This is a genomic window from Streptomyces sp. JLBG701, from assembly GCF_058544905.1.
The window spans coordinates 2,188,196-2,200,843 of sequence record NZ_CM178588.1 but is presented as its reverse complement, the minus strand read 5'-3'; the positions used below and the strand labels follow the sequence as shown (position 1 = coordinate 2,200,843).

At 69.5% G+C, this 12,648-nt stretch carries 12 protein-coding genes; all 12 read left to right on the top strand.

Going from position 1 to position 12,648, the window contains the following annotated elements; genetic code table 11:
- Positions 1-164: 164 nt before the first annotated feature.
- The 12 genes from AC5DRG_RS10085 to AC5DRG_RS10030 all read left to right on the top strand — a co-directional run bounded on the left by AC5DRG_RS10085 (position 165) and on the right by AC5DRG_RS10030 (position 12,567).
- Positions 165-707: a hypothetical protein gene (locus AC5DRG_RS10085; protein WP_491809661.1), complete on the top strand. Its 543-nt coding sequence runs from the start codon at positions 165-167 to the stop codon at positions 705-707.
- 114 nt (positions 708-821) lie between these two features.
- On the top strand, positions 822-1,736 hold the full coding sequence (gene pdxS / locus AC5DRG_RS10080) for a pyridoxal 5'-phosphate synthase lyase subunit PdxS (protein WP_491809660.1): 915 nt from the start codon (positions 822-824) through the stop codon (positions 1,734-1,736).
- Between the two features lie 6 nt (positions 1,737-1,742).
- A complete protein-coding gene (pdxT, locus tag AC5DRG_RS10075; protein ID WP_491809659.1) occupies positions 1,743-2,339 on the top strand; it encodes a pyridoxal 5'-phosphate synthase glutaminase subunit PdxT in 597 nt (198 codons plus the stop codon).
- 57 nt (positions 2,340-2,396) lie between these two features.
- Positions 2,397-3,149 (top strand): YebC/PmpR family DNA-binding transcriptional regulator, encoded by a 753-nt coding sequence (locus tag AC5DRG_RS10070; RefSeq protein ID WP_491809658.1) that lies wholly within the window; start codon positions 2,397-2,399, stop codon positions 3,147-3,149.
- Positions 3,150-3,348: 199 nt separating this feature from the next.
- Positions 3,349-3,879 carry a crossover junction endodeoxyribonuclease RuvC gene (gene ruvC, locus AC5DRG_RS10065; RefSeq protein ID WP_491809657.1) on the top strand — a complete coding sequence of 177 codons (531 nt, stop codon included), beginning with the start codon at positions 3,349-3,351 and terminating at the stop codon, positions 3,877-3,879.
- Entirely contained in the window at positions 3,876-4,481 is a 606-nt protein-coding gene (gene ruvA / locus AC5DRG_RS10060; protein ID WP_491809656.1) for a Holliday junction branch migration protein RuvA, read from the top strand. Before ruvC ends, ruvA begins: the two co-directional genes overlap by 4 nt.
- 10 nt (positions 4,482-4,491) lie before the next feature.
- Positions 4,492-5,562 (top strand): Holliday junction branch migration DNA helicase RuvB, encoded by a 1,071-nt coding sequence (gene ruvB / locus AC5DRG_RS10055; protein ID WP_491809655.1) that lies wholly within the window; start codon positions 4,492-4,494, stop codon positions 5,560-5,562.
- A gap of 165 nt (positions 5,563-5,727) precedes the next feature.
- Entirely contained in the window at positions 5,728-6,243 is a 516-nt protein-coding gene (gene yajC, locus AC5DRG_RS10050) for a preprotein translocase subunit YajC (RefSeq protein ID WP_491809654.1), read from the top strand.
- 149 nt (positions 6,244-6,392) lie between these two features.
- Entirely contained in the window at positions 6,393-8,162 is a 1,770-nt protein-coding gene (secD, locus tag AC5DRG_RS10045) for a protein translocase subunit SecD (RefSeq protein ID WP_491809653.1), read from the top strand.
- Position 8,163: 1 nt separating this feature from the next.
- Positions 8,164-9,282, top strand: coding sequence for a protein translocase subunit SecF (secF, locus tag AC5DRG_RS10040; protein ID WP_491809652.1), 1,119 nt, complete (start codon positions 8,164-8,166; stop codon positions 9,280-9,282).
- Positions 9,279-9,818: an adenine phosphoribosyltransferase gene (locus tag AC5DRG_RS10035; protein ID WP_491809651.1), complete on the top strand. Its 540-nt coding sequence runs from the start codon at positions 9,279-9,281 to the stop codon at positions 9,816-9,818. The genes secF and AC5DRG_RS10035 overlap by 4 nt, the downstream gene beginning before the upstream one ends.
- 217 nt (positions 9,819-10,035) lie before the next feature.
- On the top strand, positions 10,036-12,567 hold the full coding sequence (locus tag AC5DRG_RS10030) for a RelA/SpoT family protein (protein WP_491809650.1): 2,532 nt from the start codon (positions 10,036-10,038) through the stop codon (positions 12,565-12,567).
- The last annotated feature ends 81 nt before the right edge of the window (positions 12,568-12,648 follow it).

Below are 12,648 nucleotides of genomic sequence, written 5' to 3'. Positions count from 1 at the left end.
GCCTCTTCAGCTGACGCTCGGTAAACCCAGCCCGTCCGGCGTTTGAGGACGAGGCCCCTTCAGGGCCGAAGGGGGGTCACGGGCCGCAGCCCCCAGGGACGACAACGCCGGTCACCCCGAGGGCCACGGCTGAACGAGCGTTGCGCCCCCGTAGGCTGCGGCCCGTGACCGCAACCTTGATCTGGATCCTCGTCGGCCTCCTGGCGATCGGGCTCTACCTGAGCTGGACCGCGGGCCGGCTGGACCGCCTGCACGTGAGGATCGACGCGGCCCGGGCCGCCCTGGACGCACAGCTGCTGCGCCGCGCCTCGGTGGCCCAGGAGTTGGCGACGGCCGGCGTCCTCGACCCGGCCGCCTCGATGGTCCTGTACGAGGCCGCACACGCGGCCCGGCAGGCCGAGGAGGAACAGCGGGAGGTCGCCGAGAGCGACCTGAGCCAGGCACTGAGGGCGGTGTTCGGGGAGGCCCCGCAGGTGGAGGCGGTACGCGAGGCCCCCGGCGGCGAGGCGGCCACGCGGGAGCTCACCGAGGCGGTCCGCAGGGTGCCGATGGCCCGGCGCTTCCACAACGACTCGGTGCGGGCGGCACGGGCTCTGCGCCGGCACCGCAAGGTCCGCTGGTTCCGCCTGGCGGGACACGCGCCGTTCCCGATGGCCTTCGAGATGGACGACGAGCCCCCGACGGCCCTGGTGGATCGGGCCGCGTAGGCAGCCGCTCCGCAAAACGAGCCACCGCCTTCCCATTGGCCCTTGCTGTGGCCTGGTCCTCTCGCGTTTCCTCGGTGTCTGCAGAAACCCTCTTTCACCGAGTGAGGTCACCCCGTGTCCAGCACGCTTCCCAACTCCGCCCAGACTCCCGAGACCGGCACCGCGCGCGTGAAGCGCGGCATGGCCGAGCAGCTCAAGGGCGGCGTGATCATGGACGTGGTCGACGCCGAGCAGGCGAAGATCGCGGAGGACGCCGGCGCTGTCGCCGTGATGGCCCTGGAGCGGGTCCCGGCCGACATCCGCAAGGACGGCGGCGTGGCCCGTATGTCGGACCCGAACATGATCGAGGAGATCATCGACGCGGTCTCCATCCCCGTGATGGCCAAGTCCCGCATCGGCCACTTCGTCGAGGCCCAGGTGCTGCAGTCCCTCGGCGTCGACTACATCGACGAGTCCGAGGTCCTCACCCCGGCCGACGAGGTCAACCACTCGGACAAGTGGGCCTTCACGACCCCCTTCGTCTGCGGTGCCACCAACCTGGGCGAGGCCCTGCGCCGTATCGCCGAGGGCGCCGCGATGATCCGCTCCAAGGGCGAGGCCGGCACCGGCAACGTCGTCGAGGCCGTGCGCCACCTGCGCCAGATCAAGAATGAGATCGCCAGGCTGCGCGGCTTCGACAACAACGAGCTGTACGCCGCCGCCAAGGAGCTGCGCGCCCCGTACGAGATCGTGCGCGAGGTCGCCGAGCTCGGCAAGCTGCCGGTCGTCCTGTTCTCCGCCGGCGGCGTCGCCACCCCCGCCGACGCCGCGCTGATGCGCCAGCTCGGCGCCGAGGGCGTCTTCGTCGGCTCCGGCATCTTCAAGTCCGGCGACCCGGCCAAGCGCGCCGCCGCCATCGTGAAGGCGACCACCTTCTACGACGACCCGAAGATCATCGCGGACGCGTCCCGCAACCTCGGCGAGGCCATGGTCGGCATCAACTGCGACACCCTCCCCGAGGCCGAGCGCTACGCGAACCGTGGCTGGTAGTCACCCATGAGCACCCCTGTCATAGGCGTCCTGGCCCTCCAGGGCGACGTACGGGAGCACCTCATCGCCCTGGCCGAGGCGGATGCCCTGGCCAGGCCGGTGCGGCGCCCCGAAGAGCTCGCCGAGGTGGACGGCCTCGTCATCCCCGGCGGCGAGTCCACGACCATCTCCAAGCTGGCCGTCCTCTTCGGCGTGATGGAACCGCTGCGCGCACGCGTGCGTGACGGCATGCCCGTCTACGGCACCTGCGCGGGCATGATCATGCTCGCCGACAAGATCCTCGACCCGCGCTCGGGCCAGGAGACGGTCGGCGGCATCGACATGATCGTGCGCCGTAACGCCTTCGGACGTCAGAACGAGTCCTTCGAAGCGACCGTCGACGTCAAGGGCGTCGAGGGGGATCCTGTGGAGGGCGTCTTCATCAGGGCCCCCTGGGTCGAGTCCGTCGGTGCCGACGTCGAAGTGCTCGCGGAACACGACGGTCACATCGTCGCCGTCCGTGAGGGCAACGCGCTCGCCACGTCGTTCCACCCGGAGCTGACCGGCGACCACCGCGTGCACGGCCTCTTTGTCGACATGGTCCGCGCGAACGGGGTGGCGTAGTCCTTGTAGGATCTCTGGGGTTCGTACAGAGTTGGGTAACGCGAAGGAGACAGGCAGATGTCCGGCCACTCTAAATGGGCTACGACGAAGCACAAGAAGGCCGTGATCGACGCCAAGCGCGGCAAGCTCTTCGCGAAGATGATCAAGAACATCGAGGTGGCCGCCCGCACGGGCGGCGCCGACCCGGCCGGCAACCCCACGCTGTTCGACGCCATCCAGAAGGCCAAGAAGAGCTCGGTCCCGAACAAGAACATCGACTCCGCGGTCAAGCGCGGCGCCGGCCTTGAGGCCGGTGGCGCCGACTACGAGACGATCATGTACGAGGGTTACGGCCCGAACGGCGTCGCGGTGCTCATCGAGTGCCTCACCGACAACCGCAACCGCGCAGCCTCGGACGTCCGCGTCGCCATGACGCGCAACGGCGGCAACATGGCCGACCCGGGCTCCGTCTCGTACCTCTTCAACCGCAAGGGCGTCGTCATCGTCCCCAAGGGCGAGCTGACCGAGGACGACGTCCTGGGTGCCGTCCTTGAGGCGGGCGCCGAGGAGGTCAACGACCTCGGCGAGTCCTTCGAGGTGCTCAGCGAGGCCACCGACCTGGTCGCGGTCCGCACCGCCCTCCAGGACGCCGGGATCGACTACGACTCCGCCGACGCCAACTTCGTCCCGACCATGCAGGTCGAGCTGGACGAAGAGGGCGCCCGGAAGATCTTCAAGCTGATCGACGCCCTGGAGGACAGCGACGACGTGCAGAACGTCTTCGCCAACTTCGACGTGAGCGACGAGGTCATGGAGAAGGTCGACGCGTAACGCTCCGCGTGTGCCGAGATTTCGGCGGGCCGGTGGGACACGTCCCACCGGCCCGCCGTCGTTGTCGGTGGCAGCGGATAGCCTGGCGTGAACCAAAGATCACCGTCCAAGGGCCGCAACCAATAATTGAGGTACCCCGACGGTGCTCAGCCAGATCCGCGAGAGCGGCGGCGGTTTAGCCGCAAAGAGGGGAGGGGCGGTGCGCGTACTCGGGGTGGACCCCGGTCTCACGCGATGTGGTGTCGGAGTCGTCGAAGGCGTCGCCGGGCGGCCGCTCACCATGGTCGGCGTCGGTGTCGTACGTACGCCCACGGACGCCGAGTTGGGGCAGCGCCTCGTCGTCATCGAGCAGGGCATCGACCAGTGGCTGGACGAGCACCGGCCCGAATTCGTCGCGGTGGAGCGGGTGTTCAGCCAGCACAACGTCCGTACGGTGATGGGCACGGCCCAGGCCAGCGCCGTCGCCATGCTCTGCGCCGCCCGCCGCGGCATCCCCGTAGCCCTGCACACCCCCAGCGAGGTCAAGGCCGCCGTCACCGGCAGCGGGCGCGCCGACAAGGCCCAGGTCGGCGCGATGGTCACGCGTCTGCTGCGGCTCGACGCCCCGCCCAAGCCGGCCGACGCCGCCGACGCCCTCGCGCTCGCCATCTGCCACATCTGGCGCGCCCCCGCGCAGAACAGGCTCCAGCAGGCCGTGGCCCTGCACGCATCGAAAGGCCGTACGGCATGATCGCCTTTGTCAGCGGCACGGTCGCCGCACTCGCTCCCGACGCCGCGGTGGTGGAGGTCGGCGGTGTCGGCATGGCCCTCCAGTGCACGCCGAACACGCTGTCCACGCTCCGTCTCGGCAAGCCGGCCAAGCTCGCCACCTCTCTCGTCGTACGCGAGGACTCACTGACCCTGTACGGCTTCGTGGACGACGACGAGCGCCAGATCTTCGAGCTGCTGCAGACCGCGACCGGTGTGGGCCCCCGACTGGCCCAGGCCATGCTGGCCGTCCACACGCCGGACGCCCTGCGCCGAGCCGTGACCGCGGGAGACGAGAAGGCGCTGATGGCCGTTCCGGGCATCGGCAAGAAGGGCGCGCAGAAGCTGTTGCTGGAGTTCAAGGACCGGCTCGGCGCTCCGATCGGCACCGCGGCGGTCGGCGCCCCGGTCACCAGCGGCTGGCGCGATCAGCTGCACGCCGCCCTGATCGGCCTCGGCTACGCCACGCGCGAGGCCGACGAGGCGGTCGCCGCGGTGACTCCGCAGGCCGAGGCCGCCGAGGGCACGCCACAGGTGGGCCAGCTGCTGAAGGCAGCCCTCCAGACCTTGAACCGCGCTCGCTAGGAGAACGTCAGTGAACTGGGACGACACGACCGAAGAGACCGCCCCCGAGCGGCTCGTCGGTGCGTCCGCCGACCGTGAGGACCAGGCCGTCGAGGCCGCCCTGCGCCCCAAGGACCTGGACGAGTTCATCGGCCAGGAGAAGGTCCGCGAGCAGCTCGACCTGGTCCTGCGCGCCGCACGCGCGCGTGGCGCCACCGCCGACCACGTGCTGCTCTCCGGCGCCCCAGGCCTCGGCAAGACCACCCTGTCGATGATCATCGCGGCCGAGATGAACGCCCCGATCCGCATCACCAGCGGCCCCGCCATCCAGCACGCCGGCGATCTCGCGGCGATCCTCTCCTCCCTCCAGGAGGGCGAGGTCCTCTTCCTCGACGAGATCCACCGCATGTCCCGGCCCGCCGAGGAGATGCTCTACATGGCGATGGAGGACTTCCGGGTCGACGTCATCGTCGGCAAGGGCCCCGGCGCCACCGCCATCCCCCTCGAACTGCCGCCCTTCACCCTGGTCGGCGCCACCACGCGCGCGGGCCTGCTGCCGCCCCCACTGCGCGACCGCTTCGGCTTCACCGCGCACATGGAGTTCTACGAACCCGTCGAGCTGGAGCGCGTCATCCACCGCTCAGCGAACCTCCTCGACGTCGAGATCCAGGCCGAGGGCGCCGCCGAGATCGCCGGCCGCTCCCGCGGCACGCCCCGTATCGCCAACCGTCTGCTGCGCCGCGTGCGGGACTACGCGCAGGTCAAGGCCGACGGCTTCATCACGCGCGAGATCGCGTCGGCTGCGCTGAAGGTCTACGAGGTCGACGCCCGCGGCCTCGACCGCCTCGACCGCGGCGTCCTCGAAGCCCTGCTCAAGCTGTTCGGCGGCGGCCCCGTCGGCCTGTCCACGCTCGCCGTCGCGGTGGGGGAGGAGCGCGAGACCGTGGAGGAGGTCGCCGAGCCGTTCCTCGTACGGGAGGGCCTGCTGGCCCGTACCCCGCGCGGCCGCGTCGCCACCCCCGCCGCATGGGCGCACCTCGGCCTCACCCCGCCCCGCTCGTCGACCGGTGGAAACGGACAAGGGGACCTGTTCGGGGCGTGACGGCGAGGGCACTGGCTGGGTCAGGAACCCCGGTGCCATGCTGAGCGTTGTTCCATCAGTGCGGACTCGCTTAGACTCCGCCGATGCCGCCTTTGTGGGCGGCGCCGACCACCCCCATCCACCAGGCCGCTCACCACCGCGGTTGTGCGAAGGAAACCCCGTCCCGTGAATATCCTGACCCTCCTCCCGTTCATCGTGCTCATCGGGGCCATGTTCCTGATGACCCGCTCGGCCAAGCGCAAGCAGACGCAGGCCGCGGAGATGCGGAACCAGATGCAGCCCGGTACCGGCGTCCGCACGATCGGAGGCATGTACGCGACGGTCAAGGAGGTCAACGAGGAGACGGTCCTCCTCGACGCCGGCCCCGGCGTCGATCTCCTCTTCGCGAAGAACGCCATCGGCGCCGTCCTCGGTGACGACGAGTACAACCGCATCGTCCACGGCGTCGAGCACGACCTGAAGTCCGACTCCGACATCGTCCCGGACGACGCCTCCTCCCTCACCGAGACCGACGAGCCCGCCGCCGACGCTTCCGACGCTTCCGACGACAAGCCCATCGACCTCGGCAAGAAGGACGCGGCCGAGGAGCAGGCGGACGAGCCCACCGAGGCCGACGAGCCCGCCGAGGCGAAGACGGACGAAGAGCCGAAGAAGACCGACGGCGACACCGACGCGAAGTAGTCACGTCCCGGGAGCACGGCGCGAACGCAACCCGCTCGCGCCCCGCGTCTCCCGGGCACGTGTGTTTCTCGCACGGGGTCCCGACACCATGTCATGGCCGCCGGCCGCGCTGACCCGGCGTGGGGCGGCCCGAGAGGGAGTACGAGAAGGTGGCAGCACCTAAGAAGGGCCGGAGCGCGAGCGCCCAGAGCAAGCCGGGGCGCTCGCTGGCCCTGATCCTGATCGCCATCGTGGCGCTCACCGGAGGCATGTTCGCCTCCGGGCACACCACTCCGCGTCTCGGCATCGACCTTGCCGGTGGTACGAGCATCACGCTCCGGGCGGTCCCCGAGGCCGGCCAGGAATCCGCGATCAACAAGACCAACATGGACACCGCGGTCGACATCATGAACCGCCGTGTCAACGGTCTTGGCGTCTCGGAGGCCGAGGTTCAGACCCAGGGCACCAAGAACATCATCGTCAACATCCCCAAGGGCACGAACTCCGAAGAGGCGCGGCAGCAGGTCGGCACCACCGCCAAGCTCTACTTCCGCCCGGTGCTCGCCACCGAGGTCTCCGGAGCCGCCGCGACGGCCAGCCCGTCGGCGAGCGCCTCCAGCAGCGCTTCCAGCAGTCCTTCGAGTGACTCCTCCGAGAAGGCGACCTCGTCCTCGACCCCGTCGGCGACCTCCACCACGCAGGGCCGCTCGGTCACGGACTCGCTGAAGGCCGACTCGACCCCGTCCGCGAGCAGCTCGGCCTCCGCGAGCGCTTCCGCCAGCGCCTCCGCGTCCGCGAGCAGCACCGCCAGCGCCGAGACAAGCAAGCTCGAAGCGGCGTACGCCGCGCTCGACTGCACCGACAAGGAAGCCCGGTCGACGGCCGGCAAGGGCGCCAAGGCCACCGACTCGACCGTGGCCTGCGGCCAGAACTCGTCGGGCCAGTGGCAGAAGTACGTCCTCGGCCCGGCCGAGGTCGACGGCACGGACGTCAAGAAGGCCGCGGCCGTCTTCAACACCACGACCGCCGCGGGCTGGACGGTCACCATGGACTTCACGTCCTCCGGCACCAAGAAGTTCGCCGACATCACCGGCAAGCTCGCCCAGAACACCACCCCGCAGAACCAGTTCGCCATCGTCCTGGACGGTGAGGTCGTCTCCGACCCGTACGTCAGCCAGGCGCTGACCGGCGGCAACGCGGAGATCTCCGGCAACTTCAACCAGGAGTCGGCCCAGAGCCTCGCCAACATGCTGTCGTACGGCGCCCTGCCGCTGACCTTCAAGGAGGACAGCGTCACCACGGTGACCGCCGCGCTCGGCGGCGAGCAGCTGCACGCCGGTCTGATCGCGGGCGCGATCGGCCTGGCGCTGGTCATGATCTACCTGCTGATCTTCTACCGCGGTCTGTCGGTCATCGCGATCCCCTCGCTGCTGGTCTCCGCGATCCTCACCTACGTGATCATGGCGCTGCTCGGCCCGGCCATCGGCTTCGCGCTGAACCTCCCGGCCGTCTGCGGTGCGATCGTCGCGATCGGTATCACGGCGGACTCGTTCATCGTGTTCTTCGAGCGCATCCGGGACGAGATCCGCGAGGGCCGCTCACTGCGTCCGGCCGTCGAGCGTGCCTGGCCGCGCGCCCGGCGCACCATCCTGGTCTCCGACTTCGTGACGTTCCTCGCCGCCGCGGTGCTGTTCATCGTCACCGTCGGCAAGGTCCAGGGCTTCGCGTTCACCCTCGGCCTGACCACCGTCCTCGACGTGGTCGTGGTCTTCTTCTTCACCAAGCCGCTGATGACGATCCTCGCCCGCAGGAAGTTCTTCGCGAACGGCCACAAGTATTCGGGCCTCGACCCGAAGGCTCTGGGCGCCAAGCCCCCACTGCGCCGTACGCGCCGTCCCTCCGGTCTTGCCGCCGGCCCTGTCGACACGAAGGAGGCGTGAGATGTCGAAGCTCGGCAACCTCGGCGCCCGACTGCACCGTGGCGAAGTCGGCTACGACTTCGTCGGCAACCGCAAGATCTGGTACGGCATCTCGATCCTGATCACCATCACGGCCATCGTCGGCCTGGCGGTGCGCGGCCTGACCATGGGCATCGAGTTCCAGGGCGGTGCCGTCTTCACCACCGAGAAGACCAGCGTCTCGGTCTCCCAGGCCGAGACGTTCGCGGAAGAGGCGTCCGGCCACGACGCGATCGTCCAGAAGCTCGGCAACGGCGGCCTGCGCATCCAGATCGCCGGCATCGACACCGACAAGTCCTCCCAGATCAAGGATGAGCTGGCCAAGGACCTGAGCGTCGACTCGGAGAAGATCAACGCGGACCTGGTCGGACCCAGCTGGGGTGACCAGGTCGCCAACAAGGCCTGGCAGGGTCTGGCGATCTTCATGGTCCTGGTCGCGATCTACCTGGCGATCGCGTTCGAGTGGCGCATGGCCGTCGCGGCGCTCGTCGCCCTGATCCACGACATCACCATCACGGTCGGTATCTACGCCCTCGTCGGCTTCGAGGTGACGCCGGGCACGGTGATCGGTCTGCTGACGATCCTCGGTTACTCGCTCTACGACACGGTCGTCGTCTTCGACAGCCTCAAGGAGCAGACGAAGGACCTCACCAAGCAGACCCGCTGGACCTACAGCGACGTCGCCAACCGCTCGATCAACAGCACCCTGGTCCGCTCCATCAACACCACGGTCGTCGCGCTGCTGCCGGTCGCGGGCCTGCTGTTCATCGGTGGCGGTGTCCTCGGCGCCGGCATGCTCAACGACATCTCGCTGTCGCTGTTCGTCGGCCTCGCGGCCGGTGCGTACTCCTCGATCTTCATCGCCACGCCGCTCGTCGCCGACCTCAAGGAGGCCGAGCCGCAGATGAAGGCGCTCAGGAAGCGCGTCCTCGCCAAGCGTGCCCAGGCCGCCGCGAAGGGCGACTCCCTGGATGCGCCGGAGTTCGCCGACGAGGCGCACGACCACGAGTCGGAGGAGGCCACCCACGCGGTGGTCGGCCCGCGCAACCAGCCCGCGTCCCGCACCCGGGGCCGCGGCCGACCGTCGGGCAAGCGCCGATGACCGGCATCGAGGAGTTGCTGCTCAGCCGTATCCGCGATGTGGCCGACTACCCGGAGCCGGGCGTGATGTTCAAGGACATCACCCCGCTCCTGGCGGACCCGGCGGCGTTCACCGCGCTCACCGACGCCCTGGCCGAGATCGCCGGGCGCCACGGTGCCACGAAGGTCGTCGGCCTGGAGGCCCGCGGCTTCATCCTGGGCGCCCCGGTCGCCGTCCGCGCCGGCCTCGGCTTCATCCCCGTACGCAAGGCGGGCAAGCTCCCCGGAGCCACCCTCAGCCAGGCGTACGACCTGGAGTACGGCTCGGCCGAGATCGAAGTGCACGCCGAGGACCTGAGCGCGGGCGACCGCGTCCTGGTCGTCGACGACGTCCTCGCCACCGGCGGCACAGCCGAGGCCTCGATCCAGCTGATCCAGCGGGCGGGCGCCGAGGTCGCGGGCGTGGCGGTCCTCATGGAGCTCGGCTTCCTCGGCGGCCGGGCCCGTCTGGAACCGGCCCTCGGAGGGGCCCCGCTGGAGGCACTGCTCAAGATCTGAGACACCGGGGCGCAAGCCCCCGGGCACCCGGGCAAAAGCCCCGGGAAACCCGTACGTCACCGCGCAGGCGGGCCCGGAGGAATCCGGCGCCCGCCTCTCGCGTTTCCCTGGTAGACGGCCCTCACAGTGGCCTGAAGGCGATCCCCGAGCTCAGGATCGCTACCATGGGGTCTCCGGAGCCTGACCGGGGGACCCGGATCGCGCACGAGGAGTCCTCTTGCCAGACGAGGCCCAGCCCCTTATCGCCGCCAAGCCCGAGCCCGCCTCGGACGCCGCGGCCAAGCCCGCGCCGAGCGTGTCGAACGCGAAGAACGACAGCCGCGGGCCGGTCGAGCACGCCCAGTCCGCGCCCGTCGAGAAGTCGGCCGAGCAGTCGCGCCCCAAGCCGGCACCGCCCGAGAGCTCCGAGAACCCCCCTGCCGGCCGCCCCAACGCCGGCCAGCCCGCCCGCACCGGCTCCTCCAACCGCGTCCGCGCCCGCCTCGCCCGCCTCGGCGTCCAGCGCTCCAACCCGTACAACCCGGTCCTGGAGCCCCTGCTGCGGATAGTGCGCAGCAACGACCCGAAGATCGAGACGGCCACGCTCCGCCAGATCGAGAAGGCCTACCAGGTCGCCGAGCGCTGGCACCGCGGCCAGAAGCGCAAGAGCGGCGACCCGTACATCACGCACCCGCTCGCCGTCACCACGATCCTCGCCGAGCTGGGCATGGATCCGGCCACCCTGATGGCGGGCCTGCTGCACGACACCGTCGAGGACACCGAGTACGGCCTCGACCAGCTCCGCCGTGACTTCGGCGACTCCGTCGCCCTGCTCGTCGACGGCGTCACCAAGCTCGACAAGGTCAAGTTCGGCGAGGCCGCGCAGGCCGAGACCGTGCGCAAGATGGTCGTAGCGATGGCCAAGGACCCGCGCGTCCTGGTCATCAAGCTCGCCGACCGGCTGCACAACATGCGCACCATGCGCTACCTCAAGCGCGAGAAGCAGGAGAAGAAGGCGCGCGAGACGCTGGAGATCTACGCGCCGCTCGCCCATCGCCTGGGCATGAACACCATCAAGTGGGAGCTGGAGGACCTCGCGTTCGCGATCCTCTATCCCAAGATGTACGACGAGATCGTACGGCTGGTGGCCGAGAGGGCGCCGAAGCGTGACGAGTATCTGGCCATAGTGACCGACGAGGTCCAGTCCGACCTGCGCGCGGCCCGCATCAAGGCGACCGTCACCGGCCGCCCGAAGCACTACTACAGCGTCTACCAGAAGATGATCGTCCGCGGCCGTGACTTCGCGGAGATCTACGACCTGGTCGGCATCCGAGTCCTGGTGGACACCGTCCGCGACTGCTACGCGGCCCTCGGCACGGTCCACGCCCGCTGGAACCCGGTTCCGGGGCGGTTCAAGGACTACATCGCGATGCCCAAGTTCAACATGTACCAGTCGCTGCACACGACGGTCATCGGCCCCAACGGCAAGCCGGTCGAACTCCAGATCCGTACGTTCGACATGCACCGCCGCGCCGAGTACGGCATCGCCGCGCACTGGAAGTACAAGCAGGAGGCCGTCGCCGGTACCTCCAAGGTGCGCTCGGACCAGCCGAGGACCACCGGCAAGGACGACCACCTCAACGACATGGCGTGGCTGCGCCAGCTCCTCGACTGGCAGAAGGAGACCGAGGACCCCGGCGAGTTCCTGGAGTCCCTGCGCTTCGACCTCTCGCGCAACGAGGTCTTCGTCTTCACGCCCAAGGGCGACGTCATAGCGCTGCCCGCGGGATCGACGCCGGTCGACTTCTCGTACGCGGTCCACACCGAGGTCGGCCACCGGACCATAGGGGCACGGGTCAACGGCCGTCTCGTACCGCTCGAATCCACCCTGGACAACGGCGACTTGGTCGAGGTCTTCACCTCCAAGGCGCCCGGCGCGGGCCCCTCCCGCGACTGGCTCGGCTTCGTGAAGTCGCCGCGCGCCCGCAACAAGATCCGGGCCTGGTTCTCCAAGGAGCGCCGCGACGAGGCGATCGAGCAGGGCAAGGACGCCATCGCCCGCGCGATGCGCAAGCAGAACCTGCCGATCCAGCGCATCCTCACCGGAGACTCCCTGGTGACGCTGGCGCACGAGATGCGCTACCCGGACATCTCCTCGCTCTACGCCGCGATCGGCGAGGGCCATGTCGCCGCGCAGAACGTCGTACAGAAGCTCGTCCAGGCCCTCGGCGGCGAGGAGGCCGCGACCGAGGAGGACGAGGCCGTACCGCCGTCCCACGGCCGCGGCCGCAAGCGGCGCAGCAACAACGACCCCGGTGTCGTCGTCAAGGGCGTCGACGACGTGTGGGTCAAGCTGGCCCGCTGTTGTACGCCCGTCCCCGGCGACCCGATCATCGGCTTCGTCACCCGCGGTAGCGGCGTATCGGTTCACCGCAGCGACTGTGTCAACGTGGAGTCACTGTCCCGCGAGCCCGAGCGCATCCTGGAAGTCGAGTGGGCGCCGACCCAGTCCTCGGTCTTCCTGGTCGCCATCCAGGTCGAGGCCCTGGACCGCTCCCGGCTCCTCTCGGACGTCACCCGGGTCCTGTCCGACCAGCACGTCAACATCCTCTCCGCGGCCGTCCAGACCTCCCGCGACCGCGTCGCCACCTCCCGCTTCACCTTCGAGATGGGCGACCCGAAGCACCTCGGGCACGTCCTGAAGGCGGTCAGGGGAGTGGAGGGCGTCTACGACGTCTACCGGGTGACGTCGGCGCGCAGCCGGTCGTAGGGCAGACGTCGTAGGGCAGACAAGGCATACGACGAGAAGGGCCCCGTACGCGATGTACGGGGCCCTTCTCGTCGTAGGAGT